Raw genomic sequence first — 14,029 nt, forward strand, 5'->3', positions numbered from 1 at the left:
CGGGTCAGGTGGCGGGCGTGCCGTCGGCGGGCTTATCCGCCGGGGCCTCGGCCGCCGGCACCGGCTCGGGAGCCGGGGTTGCTGGCGGGGTGAGGCGGATGGGCGCCGGTCCGCCGCTGTCGGGAGTCGAAGCCGCCGGGGCCTCGGCAGGTGTCTCCGCCGGAGGCGGGGCGGGAAGCTCTTTCGCCTCGATCGCCTCGGCGGGCTTGGTGTCCTTCGGGGCGTCTTTCGCCACGTCCTTCGGGGCGGGAGCGGGCTCCGGGTCCGTGGAATAGTCGGCGACGATGCGGGCCTGGCTGCCGGCGATGACCAGCACCTTCTGCCCGATCTCGATGGGCTTCTCTTCCCGCTGGGTGACCGACAGAAGCTCGCCGTCCGGCTTGCGGACGATGTATTCCCAGCCCGTGGTGTCGCCGGTCACATGCTCGATCGAGGTGCCGATCAGCCCGCCGATGGCCGTGCCGCCGACCGCGCCCAGCGCCGAGTTGATGCCGAAGGTGCCGGACTGCGAACCGAGCACGCCGCCCGCGGCCCCGCCGGTGACGGCGCCGACGGTGCCGCTGGTGCTGATCTTGACCTGACGGAACCCGATGACGACCGCCCGCTCCACCTTGTTCGCCTGCTGGGTCGCGGTGGCGGCGTAGGTGTTCGGGGAGTAGTTCGGGGTGCAGCCTGCGAGAATGCCGGCGACCAGGGCCGCGGCGGGCAGGCCAAACATGACAGTGCGTGTCACGGGACATCATCCGTTTGGAAGCCTGACCGGGTGATAGGCGATTCCGCGCGGCGAGTCATTCGACTTTTTGTGGGCTCCGGGATGCGTGGACAAAAAGAAAGCGGGCCTTTCCGGACCCGCTTTCCATCACATCACCGCGAAACCGTGGCTCACTCGTCGCCCATCTTGAGGGCGGCGATGAAGGCGCTCTGCGGGATTTCGACTTGGCCGAACTGGCGCATGCGCTTCTTGCCTTCCTTCTGCTTGTCCAGCAGCTTGCGCTTGCGGCTGATGTCGCCGCCGTAGCACTTGGCCGTCACGTCCTTGCGCAGCGCGCCGATGCTCTCGCGGGCGATGATCTTGCCGCCGATGGCCGCCTGCACGGCGATCTTGAAGAGCTGGCGCGGGATCAGTTCCTTCAGCCGCTCGCAGAGCTGGCGGCCGCGCCGCTCCGACTGGGAGCGGTGGACGATCATCGACAGGGCGTCCACCGGCTCGGCGTTCACCAGGATCGACATCTTCACGAGGTCGCCTTCCTCGTAGCTGTCCATCTGGTAGTCGAAGCTGGCGTAGCCGCGGCTGATCGACTTCAGACGGTCATAGAAGTCGAAGACCACCTCGTTCAGCGGCAGGCGGTAGACCAGCATGGCGCGCGCACCGGCGTAGGTCAGCTCGATCTGCTGGCCGCGCCGCTCGGTGCAGAGCTGAAGGATGCCGCCCAGATACTCGTCGGGCAGCATGATGGTGGCCTTGATCCACGGCTCGTCGATGCGGTCGATCTTCATCACATCCGGCATGTCCGCCGGGTTGTGCAGATCCATCACCGTGCCGTCGGTCATGTACAGCTTGTAGACCACCGACGGCGCCGTGGTGATCAGGTCCAGGTTGAACTCGCGCTCCAGCCGCTCCTGGATGATCTCCAGATGCAGCAGGCCGAGGAAGCCGCAGCGGAAGCCGAAGCCCAGCGCCGCCGATGTCTCGGCCTCGTAATGGAAGCTCGCGTCGTTCAGCTTCAGCTTGCCCAGGGAATCGCGCAGCCGCTCGAAGTCGGCGGCGTCCACCGGGAACAGGCCGCACCACACCACGGGGATGGAGGGCTTGAAGCCGGCCAGCGGCTCGGCCGCCGGGCGGCGGTCCTCGGTGATGGTGTCGCCGACCTTGGTCAGCGTGATGTCCTTGATGGCGGCGGTGATGAAGCCCATCTCGCCCGGCCCCAGCTCGCCGGTCAGCAGCGCCTTCGGGGTGAAGACGCCGACGCGGTCGACCTCGTGCGCGCTGCCGGTGGACATGAAGCGGACCTTCTGGCCGACCTTCAGCCGCCCGTCCACCACGCGCACCAGAATGACCACGCCGAGATACGGGTCGTACCAGGAATCGACCAGCAGGGCCTTCAACTCGCCGTCGGCGTTGCCCTTGGGCGCGGGCAGGCGCTGCACCACGGCTTCCAGCACGGCGTCGATGTTCAGGCCGGTCTTGGCCGAAATCTCCACGGCGTCGGTGGCGTCCAGGCCGATCACGTCCTCGATCTGCTGCTTCACGCGGTCGGGCTCCGCCGCCGGCAGGTCGATCTTGTTCAGGACCGGGATGATCTCGTGGTTGTTGTCGATCGCCTGATAGACGTTGGCGAGCGTCTGCGCCTCCACACCCTGCGAGGCGTCCACCACCAGGATCGAGCCCTCGCAGGCGGCGAGGCTGCGGCTGACCTCGTAGGCGAAGTCGACGTGGCCCGGCGTGTCCATCAGGTTCAGCGTGTACTGCTGCCCGTCCTTGGCCTTGTAGAGCAGGCGGACGGTCTGCGCCTTGATGGTGATGCCGCGCTCGCGCTCGATGTCCATGCTGTCGAGCACCTGTTCGCGCATCTCGCGCGAATCGAGGCCGCCGCACTGCTGGATCAGCCGGTCGGCAAGGGTCGACTTGCCGTGGTCGATGTGCGCGATGATCGAGAAATTGCGGATGTGCGAAAGGTCAGTCATCGGTGCCCGGAGCCCTGGTTTGGGGCGGAACATAGGGCGGACGGACGATGCGCGCAATGGAGAAGGGCGACGGTGCCGCTTTGACCAATGTTGGTCGCGGCTCGCAGGGCGGCTCCCCTCACACCCCCTCCCATGGTCCGCCGCGCGACAACCATGCCGCGCGCCGGTCAGGGGCGGGGCCGCCCGGGGCACGATGCGGCGCCCGGCCTTTTCCCTTTACCGTCCCGCGCCAGCCATGGACTATGGCGGCGCGAAGCGTGCCCTCGGGGGATCATTCATGAAATGCGCGGTGATCATCCCGGTCGGGCCGGGGCACGACGGCTTGTCCGAAGAGGCGGCGGCCTCCGTCGAGGCGGCGTTCCGCGCCGACCAAGGCCCCTTTTCGGACGTGATGATCCTGCGCATCCCCGACCCGGACGGCGCGATCGGCCGTTCGAAGTGCCGGAACTTCGGTGTCGAGCACGCCATCCAGCATGGTGCGGAGTGGGTGTTCTTCCTGGACGCCGACGATTTGATGGACCGGAACGGCTTTGCGGCGGTTCGAACCCATGTCGCGGACTTCGACGCCGTGTTCGGAATGATCGCCGAGCAGTGGTACGGGTCGGACGCGGTGGCGTTGCGGGAAAAGCAGGTGGGGGCGACCACCCTTCTGACCGACATCCTGCTGAACGACCCGTATCTGACGCTGCAGATGGGGCATTTCGTCCGCGCGCGCGTCGCGCGATCCATCCCGTTTGACGAGGCCATGGATACCGGCGAGGACTTCAAATACTACCTGGAGCTCTGGCGGACGCACAAATGCTGCAAGATCGGGCAACCGCTCTTCATCAACCGGCGCGGGGCCCACTCCACCGGGCCGCGCTCGGCGGACGGTGGACGGTGGCGCCACGCGGTGACGCGGGTGTTCGGCGACTTCTTCCGCAACCACCCCATCGTGATCAACTTCGTGGTCTCCGGCGTGAAGGTCGGCTTCGCCATCGCCAACCCGTTCGACCTGATCCACCGCCATTACCTGCGCCGCGTGTTCTTCGAACAGGAGGAGCTGAACTATCTGCGGGGGCTCGTGCCCGCCGGATCGTCGATCCTGGAGATCGGCGCCAATGTCGGGAACCACGTTGTCTACTATGGTCTGTTCATGGCGCCGCGCCGCATCATCGCGGTCGAGCCCAACCCGGCGGCCATGCATTTCCTGAAGAAGAACGCGGAGATCAACCGGCTCGACCCGGCGATGATCACCTTCCTGGAGTGCGGCGTCGGGGACCGCCCTGGTTTCTTCGACCTCAGCGTCGCCGACGAGGCCAATTTGGGGGCGGCGCGGCTGGTCCCGGCGGAGGGCGGGCGCGTCGCCGTCCACCCCATCGACGATCTCGTCCAGGAGCGCGTGGACTTCATCAAGATCAACGTCGAGGGCATGGAGATGGAGGCGCTGATGGGCGCGCAGGCGACCATCGCGCGCCACCAGCCTATCCTGTTCATCGAGGTCATGAACGCCAACAAGGACGCCTTCCTCGACTGGGCCGGACAGAACGGCTACCGCATCGCCGAGGAGTTCCGGTACGTCAACGCCTCAAACTACGTGGCCATGCCGGCGTGATGCCGATGGGAAAAGGGCGGCCTTACGCCACCAACACCGGCGCCACCGCGCGGTAAAGCTCCATGTATTCCTCTGCCGGGCCGTGCCAGCCGAAGTCGCGGGTCATCGCGTGCTGCTGCAGGACGTGCCAGCGCTCCGGCTTGCGGTAGAGGGCGGCGGCGCGGCGCAGCGCCCAGGTCAGCTCCTGGGCGTTGGCATTGACGAACTGGAAGCCCGTCGCGCTGCCGTCGTTCACCGCCGCCGGGTTGGCGTCCACGATGGTGTCGGCCAAGCCCCCGGTGCGGCGGACCAGCGGCAGGGTGCCGTACTTCAGCGCGTACATCTGGGTCAGGCCGCAGGGCTCCGACCGCGACGGCACCAGGAACAGGTCGGCGCCGGCCTGGATGCGGTGGGACAGCGCCTCGTCGTAGCCGATGCGCACGCCGACCGACTTCGGGTACCAGGTGGCGAGGTGGCGGAAGCCGGCCTCCAGCGCCGGTTCGCCGCTGCCGAGAACGGCGAGCTGGCCACCCCAGGCGATCCACTGCGACGCCGCCTCCAGCACCAGGTCCAGCCCCTTGTGGCCGGTCAGGCGGCTGACCACCGCGGCCAGCGGGGCGTCCGCCCGGCGGTCCAGGCCGAAGGTCGCCTGGAGGTCGGCCTTGCACAGGTCCTTGCCGCCGAGGTCCGCGGCGCCGTAGCGGGCGGCGATGTGCGGGTCGGCGGCGGGGTCCCAGATCTCGTAGTCCACGCCGTTGAGGATGCCGGTCAGCGCCTCGGCCCGCGTGGCGAGCAGCCCTTCCAGGCCCGCGCCGTGCTCCGCCGTCTGGATCTCGTGGGCGTAGGTCGGGCTGACCGTGGTCAGGCGGTCGGAGTAGAAGCAGCCGGCCTTGAGGAAGCCGACGCCGCCGTAATACTCCACGCCGTCGATCCGGAAGGCGGCCGACGGCAGGCCGAGATCGCTCATCATCCAGGCGCCGAACAGGCCCTGGTAGGCGATGTTGTGGATCGTCGTCACCGTGCCCGGCCGGAACGGCCCGGCGAAGCGGTCGGGGCGCAGCTCCAGATAGGCCGGGATCAGGCCGGTCTGCCAGTCGTGCCCGTGCAGCACGTCGGGACGCCACCAGGGGTCGAGGCCGTCCTCCGCCGCGAAGCCCGCCGCGCACCAGGACAGGGCGGCGAAGCGTTCCGCGTTGTCCGGCCAGTCCTTGCCGTCCGGCCCCAGATAGGGGTTGCCGGGCCGGTCGTAGAGCGCCGGCGCGTCCAGCACATAGGCCAGCACCCCGTCCGGCATCCGTCCGATCCGCAGCGTCGCCGGGGCGCCGCCGGGCAGATCAGTCAGGGGCTTGCCGACCGGCTGCAGGTCGGTGAGCCCGTTCAGCACCGCCGGATAGCCGGGCAGCAGCAGGCGGACCTCGGCTCCGGCGCGGTTCAGGGCGGGGGGCAGGGCGGCGGAGACATCGGCCAGCCCGCCGGTCTTCACCAGGGGGTAGCATTCCGGCGTGACGAACAGGACGCGCATGGAGGCGGGGTCTTTCGGTTTCTTCTTGGTCTTGCTCACCGCCCCCTCGCCCCGTGGGGGCGAAGGGGGCAAAGGGGGCGGTGGGAGGGGTCAGTCCTTGGGCAGACGGTCGATCATGTCCTGGGTGATCAGGCAGACGCCGCCCTCACTGCGGTAGAAGCGCTTGGCGTCCAGCTCCGGGTCCTCGCCGACGACCAGCCCCTCGGGGATCACCACGCCGCGGTCGATCACCACCTTGGTCAGGCGGCAGTGGCGGCCGATGTCGCAGTCCGGCAGGACCACCGCCTGGTGCAGCTCGCTGAAGGAGTTGACGCGCACCTCGCTGAACAGCAGCGAGTTCTTCACCAGCGAGCCGGAGATGATGCAGCCGCCCGACACCAGGCTGTCCACCGCCATGCCGCGCCGGTTCTCGTCGTCGAAGACGAACTTCGCCGGGGGAAGCTGCTCCTGGTAGGTGAAGATCGGCCACTCGCGGTCGTACATGTTGAGCTGCGGCGTGACGTGGCAGAGGTCGAGGTTGGCCTCCCAATAGGCGTCGATGGTGCCGACGTCGCGCCAGTAGGGCTCGGACTCGTGGCCGTTCAGGATGGCCGAGTCGGCGAAGTCGTGGGCCATCACCCGCGCCCCGCTCGTCACCAGATGCGGGATAATGTCCTTGCCGAAGTCGCGGGACGAGCCGGGATCGTTGAAGTCGCGCTCCAGCTGGTCGTAGAGGAACTGCGCGTTGAAGACGTAGATGCCCATGCTGGCCAGCGACTTGTCCGGATTGCCCGGCATCGGCGGCGGGTCGGCGGGCTTCTCGACGAAGTCGATGACGCGCTGCGTCTCGTCCACATGCATGACGCCGAAGCCGGTGGCCAGGGGGCGCGGCACCTGGATGCAGGGGATCGTCACATCGGCCTTCTTGGCGATGTGGTCGAGCAGCAGCGCGCCGTAATCCATCTTGTAGATGTGGTCGCCGGCGAGGATCAGGATGTATTCCGGCTCGTGGTCGCGCAGGATGTCCAGGTTCTGGTACACCGCGTCGGCGGTGCCCTGGTACCAGGCGGTCTCGCTGATGCGCTGCTGGGCCGGCAGCAGGTCGCAGAACTCGTTCATCTCGCCGCGGAAGAAGTTCCAGCCGCGCTGCAGGTGGCGGAGCAGGCTGTGCGACTTGTACTGCGTCAGCACGCCGATGCGGCGGAAGCCGGAATTGATGCAGTTCGACAGCGCGAAGTCGATGATCCGGAACTTGCCGCCGAAATAGGTGGCCGGCTTGGCGCGACGGTCGGTCAGCTGCTTCAGCCGGCTGCCCCGGCCGCCGGCCAGGACGAGGGCCACGGCGCGGCGCGGCGCCAGCCGCAGATCCCGTTTGTCGAGCATGTGTCTCCCCTTTCGGTTCTCTTTTTTGCTGTCGGCCATCCGGAAGCGTCCGGCGGACCAGCGTGGGCGGAGGCCGCTTGTTCCCGGCCCCGTCCGGCTCCGCCGGTTGAGATCATGACCGTGCCACATTTCACCGGGGCGGGCCAATAGGCCGAGGGGAACAGGCCGGAAATAGAAGGGGGCTGCCCAACGGTTGTGCGGAATTCAGACGCAGCTTTGTGCACAAAAAGCAGGCAAGCGCGCGGGAAACGAGCGCGCAACGCCCGAACGGGCGGCAATCGGCCTGCAATCCACGGGCGAATCACGCCGCGCCGCAAGGCTTTGGATGGTCCGATTTTCTGCTCAATTTCTGAGCAGCGCAGGTCCGCGACTCGGGTCCTATGCTGCTTTGCGGTCATCCGAAAGGCCGCAACCACCGCGATTCCTAGCCCTTTTGGGTTGGCACGCTTCTTGAAGACAAATCGGCGTACACGGCCCCCTCCCGCCGCCCCGTCTGTACCGGGGACGGGGCGAAACGGGCCAGAAGCATTCGAATAAAGAGGAGCCTCGATGAGCCGTCTCTTCACCCTCGCCGCGCCGACGATGGCGGCGATTCTGGGCTTGGCCGGTCTGCCTGCCGCCGCCCTCGCCCAGGAAGCGGCCGCCGCCGCGGCCGAGCCCACCCTGAGCAGCGGCGACACGGCTTGGATGCTGGTCGCCACGGCGCTGGTTCTGTTCATGACCATCCCGGGTCTGGCCCTGTTCTACGGCGGCATGGTCCGCAAGATGAACGTGCTGGCCATCGTGATGCAGAGCTTCGCGATCTGCTGCCTGGTCAGCATCCTGTGGTTCTTCGCCGGTTACAGCATCGCCTTCACCGAGGGCACCCCGTATTTCGGCGGCCTGTCGAAGTTCATGCTGTCGGGCATCACCAAGGACGGCCTGTCGGGCGTCATTCCGGAGACGGTCTTCATCGTCTTCCAGATGACCTTCGCCATCATCACCCCGGCCCTGATCACCGGCGCCTTCGCCGACCGCATGAAGTTCTCCTCGATGCTGGTCTTCACGGGCCTGTGGTCGCTGATCGTCTACGCGCCGATCACCCACTGGGTCTGGGGTCCGGGCGGCTATCTGATGGGTGACGGCGTGCTCGATTACGCCGGCGGCACCGTGGTGCACATCAACGCGGGCGTGGCCGGTCTCGTCGCCGCCCTCGTGCTGGGCAAGCGCAAGGGCTACCCGAACGAGAACTTCGCCCCGCACAACCTCGTGCTCAGCCTGATCGGCGCCTCGATGCTGTGGGTCGGCTGGTTCGGCTTCAACGCGGGTTCCGCCGTGGCCGCCGACGGCCGTGCGGGCATGGCCATGCTGGTCACGCAGATCGCCGCCGCCACCGCCGCCATGTCCTGGCTGCTGGTCGAGTGGGCCACCAAGGGCAAGCCCTCGGTCCTCGGCATCATCTCCGGCGCCGTCGCCGGCCTCGTCGCCATCACCCCGGCCTCGGGCTTCGTCGGTCCGACCGGCGCCCTGGTCATCGGTCTGGTCGCCGGCGTGGTCTGCTACTGGGGCGCCACCGGCCTCAAGCGCGCCCTCGGCTATGACGACTCGCTGGACGCCTTCGGCGTGCACGGCGTGGGCGGCATCGTCGGCGCCATCCTGACCGGCGTCTTCGCCCAGGAAGCCATCGGCGGCACCGCCGGCGCCCTGGAAGGCAACGTCGGCCAGATCTGGACGCAGGTCTACGGCATCCTGGCCACCGTCGCCTACTCGGCGGTCGGCTCCTTCATCATCCTGAAGGTCATCGACGTGGTGATGGGCCTGCGCGTCGACGAGGACGTCGAGCGCGACGGCCTGGACCTCGCCCTGCACGGCGAGACCATCCACTAAGCACCCTTTGCTGCCTGGTTGTTTCCTCCATGAACTTCCGCCGCCGGGGCCTCCCGGCGGCGGATTTTTCATTTTGGAAGCCGTGACGCGCTCAGCGGCGCAGATACATCTTGCCGACGCCGTTCAACGCCGTGAAAAGCTGCGTGAACTGCGCCAGGAAGGCGTCCCAGGCCAGCGGGCCGGCCTTCTCCGCCACCGCCTGGTGGATGGCCCCCAGGCTGGTCCGCCCGTCCACCCGAGCCAGGATCGGCCCGGCCAGACGGGGCAGGGGCAGGGGGACGACGGCGCCCATCAGCTCGGCCTCCAGCACGCCGCCGGGGGGCAGGCCCTTGGCCACCGCGGCGCCGTAGAGGTCGCGCAGAACCGGCACCACCTCCGGCCCGTCCGGGCGGGCGACGGCGCCCTCGGCATCCTCGGGGCGGACAAGATAGGCGATGTGCTTGGTCATGCTGCCGGTGACCTGCTCGGTCCAGGCGGCGCGCTCCAGCCGCGACAGCCCGTCCAGCCGCTTCAGCAGGCGGGGATCCTTCACCCAGACGGCGGGGTCGTAGCGGTACGGCTCCACCAGCGCGGCGATGGTCAGACCGCCCGCCGCGGCCAGCTCCGCCAGCTCCGGCACGGTGAAGGGCCGGTCGCAGGAATGCAGCAGCAGGTCGTAAAGGTCGGCGTCGGCCTGTTTGTGGTCGTTGATGAAGGGGTTGCGCAGCAGCCAGTTGGACGGCGGCAGGCGCTCGATCAGCCGGCGGGCCAGCGCCACCTGCTCCTTCGGCGGCAGGTCCGCCGTAAGGGTGCGCAGCGCCGCCTGCATGGGATAGACGCCGGTGCGCCCGTACGGCGCGTAGACCATCAGCCCGATCCCGCCGCCCGGCTTCAGCGCCCCGGCCAGCGAGCGGACGCCCGCCGCCGGCTCGTCCAGATGATGGAGCACGCCGCAGCAGTCGATGTAGTCGAACGGCCCCCCCTCCTCCAGCAGCCCGCCGAGGTCGAGGAGCGAGCCGCGGCGGAAGTCGATGTTGGTCAGCCCGCGCACCGTGGCCCGCGCCGCGGCGACGTCGCGCGCGGCGTCGGAGAGGTCGAGATAGGTGACGCGCCCCGGGTTGCCGGCGTCGGCCATCTGCTGGGCGATCATGATCGTCCCGTCGCCGGTCCCGCCGCCGGCCACCAGCACCCTGAGGGGCTTGGCGTGGTCGAGGCGCCCGCCGAAGACATTGTGGTTCACCTCGTCCAGATGGCTGGGCGATCCGGTGATCAGGCGCTTCTTCTCGTCGGCGGGGTTGCGCGCGGGATAGGGGAAGGCTTCGTACTGGGCGCGCAGGGTGTCGATGCTCATGGATCGGGCAACCGGTCAGGTGGACGGGTGCCGGACCATAGCATCATCGCGGGAAAGGGTGGGGAGGAAGGCCTCCCCACCGCCTCCTCTCACGCCAAAGGCAAACGGATCTCGGTCAGCCACGCTTCGGGGGGCAGCTTGCGGCAGTCGTTCAGATACTCCTCGACGCAAGGACGGTTGGCCGGCGCGTGGCCGCTCGCCGGCAGCCAGTCGCGGTAGAGCCAGCGGTAGGGGCGTTCCAGCTCCGCATAGGGGCCCTTGTGGATCAGAACGGCGTGCCGGCCCCCGGGGATCTCGAGCGCGCGGACCGGCCCGTCCTCGGGGATCGGTCCATCGACCAGCAACGCGGCCTCGGAGCGGAGGCGGTCCGCCGGAACCGACTCCGGGTCGTCGTAATAGAGGGCGAAGGACCGCGTGTCCGGTCCCACGAGGCCGCGGCCCGCGGCCCAGGCGTACAGCCGCTCGAAGGTCGTGCCGATGTCCATGTAGGGGCCCTGGTGGGCCATGGCGGCCACGCGCAGCGGCGGCAGGTCGCGGATGGTGACGTCGTGCATGATTCGCTCCTCGTCCGTTGGTTGGTCGGGTGGAGGAACCAGACGGCCCTGCCGCCGGTAGGCGCCGGGGCTCAGGCCGTAGACCTGCCCGAAGGCGCGGGTGAACGCCTCCACGCTGCCGTAGCCGGCGCGCCGTGCGACCTGCGCCACGCCGTCGCCACCCTGCACCAGATCCCCTGCGGCACGGTGCAGACGCAGCCGCCGCAGCGTGTCCGCCACCGTCTCCCCCGTCATGGCGCGGTAGATGCGGTGGAAGTGGTAGGGCGAGAAGCAGGCGACGGCGGCAAGCCGCTCCAGCTCCAGCGGCTCGTCCGGATGGGCGGCGATGTGATCGACGACGCGCGCGATGCGGCGGCCGTAGTCCAGCAGGGTGTCGGGCTTCGTCATGGGTCCTCCATGCCCGGCACCCTAGCCGAGGGCGGCTTGATCGCGCTTGCGGACCTTCAGCCCTCCGCCGGGCGGACCACGCCGACCTCCAGGCCGTTGCGGTTGGTCACCGGCTGGTGGATGAGTTGGCCGGCCCGCGCCCACTGCTCGTCGGACAGGACCTTGGTGGCGCGGATCAGGGCGGCCAGGGCGACCTCGCGGGCGCGCGGGGTGCCGTCGTCGATCTTCAGGGCGATGCCCAGCCCCTGCTTGGGCAGGACGGCGCAGCCCACGCCCTCGGCCCCGCCCTTGACCAGGACCAGACCGCCCGCCGCCTGCATCATGCCGGTGTCGAAGCTGTCCTTGCCGGCGATCAGGTGCGGGTGCGCCCGCCAGGCGCGGCGGATGCGGGTCACCGCCTCGGCGCGGGAGTCCGGCAGGTCCTTGGGGTCGCCGATGCGGGCCATGGCGTAGGCGATGGCGCCCAGCGGGATGCCGATGGTCGGGATGGCGCAGCCGTCGACGCCCCAGGGGGCCTGCGACAGGTCCTGTCCGGTCATCTGCTCCATCACGCCCAGGATGCGCTGCTGCACCGGGTGGTCGAAGCGGACATAGCCCTTGGTCGGTTCGCCCTTGTGCAGGGCGGTGGTCAGGAAGCCGGCGTGCTTGCCGGAGCAGTTGTTGTGGAAGGCGGTCGGCGTCTCGCCGTGGCGGATCATCTCGTGGGCGGTCTCGGTGTCGGTCGGCAGATGCGCCCCGCACTCGTAGTCGTCCACGGTCAGGCCGATGCGCTTGATCCAGGCCTCCGCAATGCGGGTGTGGCGGATCTCCCCGTGGTGGGAGGAGCAGGCCAGAGCCAGCTCCTGGTCGCCCAGCTCGTAGGCGTCCAGCGCGCCTGTCTCGACCAGCGGGATCGCCTGGATCGACTTGACGGCGGAGCGCGGGTAGACCGGTGCCTGGATGTCGCCCCACTGGGCCAGCACATGCCCGTCGGAATCGACGATGCAGGCGCGCCCGCGATGGACGGATTCCACCATGCCGCCGCGCGTCACCTCGACGAGGATCGGCGCCTCCGGCGGGCCGGAAAGGTCGGCGTGCCCCTCGGCGGGGGTGTGATGGTCGGCGTGGCCGTGGTGGTCACCGTGGCCGCCGCAGCAGGAGGAATGGTCGTGGCTCATGGGTGGAGAGCTTGCCTCTCTCCGGGGCGCGAGGCAAGGTGTCGCACCGTCGGACCCGCCGGATCACGGCCGATTCGCGCTATGTGCGGGCCGAAACTACGAGTGATTGTGCAAGCCATGCGTGGATATTTCGCCATCGGGGTGGAACGGATCAGCAAGCCCGGCAACGTCGGCAACCTGATGCGCTCCGCCCATGCCTTCGGCGCCTCCTTCTTCTTCGCCATCGACCCGGAGCCCGACCTGAACGAGGCCCGGTTCGTCGACACCTCGGGCGCCGCGGAGCATCTGCCGCTCTACGTCTACGACCGGGTGGCCGATCTGGCGCTGCCCAAGGACTGCCAGCTCGTCGGGGTGGAGCTGACCGAGGACGCGGTGGAGCTGCCCAGCTTCCGCCACCCGACGCGCGCCGCCTATGTGCTGGGTCCGGAGCGCGGCAGCCTCTCCGAACCGCTGCTGGAGCGCTGCGACTTCACGGTGAAGATCCCGATGAAGTTCTGCATCAACGTCGGGGTGGCCGGCGCCCTGGTGATGTACGACCGGATGATCAGCCTGGGCCGCTTCGCCGAGCGGCCGGTGCGCGTCGGCGGCCCGACCGAGCCGCTGCGCGATCACCAGCACGGCCGCCAGATCATGCGCAACCCCGAGCGCCGCCGCCGCATGCGCGGCATCCCGAAGCCGGTGATCGTCCGCGACGACGAGTGATCCGGAGCAGGGCCTCGCAGCCAGGAGCCGCCCCGTTCCACCCCGAAGGAGACGTTCGATGTCCGATCCGCTCTACGACGACCGCTTCTACGACATCCAGGAGGAAGGGTCGCTCCGTTCCGCACGGGTCATCGCGCCGCTTGTGCTGGGCTGGGTGGGGGCGGAGTCGGTCCTCGACGTCGGGTGCGGGGTCGGCACCTTCCTCCGGGCCTTCGCGGAGGCGGGGATCGCCGACGTCCAGGGGCTGGACGGCGACTATGTGCGCCGCGACCGTCTGCGCATCGATCCGTCCCGCTTCAGCGCCCACGACCTGTCGCAGCCTTTCGATCTGGGGCGGCGGTTCGGCCTCGTCCTGTCGCTGGAGGTGGCCGAGCATCTGCCGGAGGAGCGCGCCGAAGGCTTTGTCGACGATCTTTGCCGCCATGGCGACGTGGTGCTGTTCGGGGCCGCCATCCCCGGCCAGGGGGCAACGGCCACATCAACGAGCAATGGCAGAGCCATTGGGCCGGGAAGTTCCTCTCCCGCGGCTACGAGGCCTTCGACATCCTGCGCCCTGTCCTGTGGGCCGACCCGTCCGTCGAATTCTGGTACCGACAGAACACGGTGATCTTCGCCAATCCGGATGGCCTCGCCGCCCATCCCGGCCTGGCCGCCATGCGGGGGAAAGGGCTTCCGCTGTCCTGCATGGGGCTGGTCCATCCGGAGCTGCTGGCCCTCCACGCCCGTCAGGCCGCCCGGTCGCGGCGGGTGGTCGAGGTCTTCAACCAGATGGCCGCGCAGGGCGGCAGCTACCGCTTCGACAAGGGGGCGGACGGGTCGGTCAACATCGTGCGCATCGAGTGACGCGGTTGGACGATGATCGCGTCCGTCGCTTTTCGGCGGCGAACCTCC

12 protein-coding genes are annotated in these 14,029 nt (G+C 68.9%); 5 read left to right on the forward strand and 7 right to left on the reverse strand.

All coding sequences use genetic code 11. The annotated features are described in order from the left end of the window. Positions 1–4: 4 nt before the first annotated feature. Positions 5–733 carry a hypothetical protein gene (locus tag D3869_RS08680; protein WP_247895774.1) on the reverse strand — a complete coding sequence of 243 codons (729 nt, stop codon included), beginning with the start codon at positions 731–733 and terminating at the stop codon, positions 5–7. 149 nt (positions 734–882) lie between these two features. Beyond that, entirely contained in the window at positions 883–2,685 is a 1,803-nt protein-coding gene (lepA, locus tag D3869_RS08685) for a translation elongation factor 4 (RefSeq protein ID WP_094301531.1), read from the reverse strand. A 277-nt stretch (positions 2,686–2,962) separates the two neighbouring features. Between lepA and D3869_RS08690 the strand changes: the two genes are divergently transcribed. Then, positions 2,963–4,279, forward strand: a complete 1,317-nt coding sequence (locus tag D3869_RS08690) for an FkbM family methyltransferase (RefSeq protein WP_175426425.1) — start codon at positions 2,963–2,965, stop codon at positions 4,277–4,279. Between the two features lie 22 nt (positions 4,280–4,301). Here the strand turns inward: D3869_RS08690 and glgA are convergent, their stop codons facing one another. Then, entirely contained in the window at positions 4,302–5,780 is a 1,479-nt protein-coding gene (glgA, locus tag D3869_RS08695; RefSeq protein ID WP_137140605.1) for a glycogen synthase GlgA, read from the reverse strand. 90 nt (positions 5,781–5,870) lie between these two features. Continuing rightward, positions 5,871–7,142, reverse strand: coding sequence for a glucose-1-phosphate adenylyltransferase (glgC, locus tag D3869_RS08700; RefSeq protein WP_137139718.1), 1,272 nt, complete (start codon positions 7,140–7,142; stop codon positions 5,871–5,873). A gap of 549 nt (positions 7,143–7,691) precedes the next feature. On the opposite strand from glgC, the gene D3869_RS08705 reads away from it, so the two are divergent. Continuing rightward, the gene (locus D3869_RS08705; protein ID WP_137139719.1) at positions 7,692–9,008 is read left to right on the forward strand and encodes an ammonium transporter; all 1,317 of its coding nucleotides are present in this window, start codon (positions 7,692–7,694) and stop codon (positions 9,006–9,008) included. A gap of 91 nt (positions 9,009–9,099) precedes the next feature. On the opposite strand, the gene D3869_RS08710 is transcribed toward D3869_RS08705, so the two are convergent. From D3869_RS08710 to D3869_RS08720, 3 genes are all read right to left on the reverse strand, one after another. Beyond that, positions 9,100–10,338, reverse strand: coding sequence for a class I SAM-dependent methyltransferase (locus tag D3869_RS08710; RefSeq protein ID WP_137139720.1), 1,239 nt, complete (start codon positions 10,336–10,338; stop codon positions 9,100–9,102). An 89-nt stretch (positions 10,339–10,427) separates the two neighbouring features. Continuing rightward, positions 10,428–11,279, reverse strand: a complete 852-nt coding sequence (locus D3869_RS08715; protein ID WP_137139721.1) for an AraC family transcriptional regulator — start codon at positions 11,277–11,279, stop codon at positions 10,428–10,430. 56 nt (positions 11,280–11,335) lie between these two features. Continuing rightward, complete coding sequence (locus D3869_RS08720; protein WP_137139722.1) at positions 11,336–12,436, reverse strand: asparaginase; 1,101 nt, start codon at positions 12,434–12,436, stop codon at positions 11,336–11,338. 117 nt (positions 12,437–12,553) lie between these two features. Here D3869_RS08720 and D3869_RS08725 point away from each other — a divergent pair, with 117 nt between their 5' ends. From D3869_RS08725 to D3869_RS08735, 3 genes are read left to right on the forward strand one after another with little or no spacing between them, the layout of a single operon-like run. Further along, on the forward strand, positions 12,554–13,138 hold the full coding sequence (locus D3869_RS08725) for an RNA methyltransferase (protein WP_137139723.1): 585 nt from the start codon (positions 12,554–12,556) through the stop codon (positions 13,136–13,138). A gap of 58 nt (positions 13,139–13,196) precedes the next feature. Further along, positions 13,197–13,745 carry a class I SAM-dependent methyltransferase gene (locus tag D3869_RS08730; protein WP_137139724.1) on the forward strand — a complete coding sequence of 183 codons (549 nt, stop codon included), beginning with the start codon at positions 13,197–13,199 and terminating at the stop codon, positions 13,743–13,745. Then, complete coding sequence (locus D3869_RS08735; protein ID WP_137139725.1) at positions 13,742–13,981, forward strand: hypothetical protein; 240 nt, start codon at positions 13,742–13,744, stop codon at positions 13,979–13,981. The genes D3869_RS08730 and D3869_RS08735 overlap by 4 nt, the downstream gene beginning before the upstream one ends. Positions 13,982–14,029 lie beyond the last annotated feature (48 nt).

Origin of the sequence: Azospirillum brasilense (assembly GCF_005222205.1) — a bacterium.
In the GTDB taxonomy this organism is placed as follows: domain Bacteria; phylum Pseudomonadota; class Alphaproteobacteria; order Azospirillales; family Azospirillaceae; genus Azospirillum; species Azospirillum brasilense_G.

What these genes read in the sequence shown, in the direction of transcription:
- lepA (WP_094301531.1), bottom strand. Translation starts at nt 2,685, where the DNA reads ATGACTGACCTTTCGCACATCCGCAATTTCTCGATCATCGCGCACATC.
- D3869_RS08690 (WP_175426425.1), top strand. Translation starts at nt 2,963, where the DNA reads ATGAAATGCGCGGTGATCATCCCGGTCGGGCCGGGGCACGACGGCTTG.
- glgA (WP_137140605.1), bottom strand. Translation starts at nt 5,780, where the DNA reads ATGCGCGTCCTGTTCGTCACGCCGGAATGCTACCCCCTGGTGAAGACC.
- glgC (WP_137139718.1), bottom strand. Translation starts at nt 7,142, where the DNA reads ATGCTCGACAAACGGGATCTGCGGCTGGCGCCGCGCCGCGCCGTGGCC.
- D3869_RS08705 (WP_137139719.1), top strand. Translation starts at nt 7,692, where the DNA reads ATGAGCCGTCTCTTCACCCTCGCCGCGCCGACGATGGCGGCGATTCTG.
- D3869_RS08710 (WP_137139720.1), bottom strand. Translation starts at nt 10,338, where the DNA reads ATGAGCATCGACACCCTGCGCGCCCAGTACGAAGCCTTCCCCTATCCC.
- D3869_RS08715 (WP_137139721.1), bottom strand. Translation starts at nt 11,279, where the DNA reads ATGACGAAGCCCGACACCCTGCTGGACTACGGCCGCCGCATCGCGCGC.
- D3869_RS08720 (WP_137139722.1), bottom strand. Translation starts at nt 12,436, where the DNA reads ATGAGCCACGACCATTCCTCCTGCTGCGGCGGCCACGGTGACCACCAC.
- D3869_RS08725 (WP_137139723.1), top strand. Translation starts at nt 12,554, where the DNA reads ATGCGTGGATATTTCGCCATCGGGGTGGAACGGATCAGCAAGCCCGGC.
- D3869_RS08730 (WP_137139724.1), top strand. Translation starts at nt 13,197, where the DNA reads ATGTCCGATCCGCTCTACGACGACCGCTTCTACGACATCCAGGAGGAA.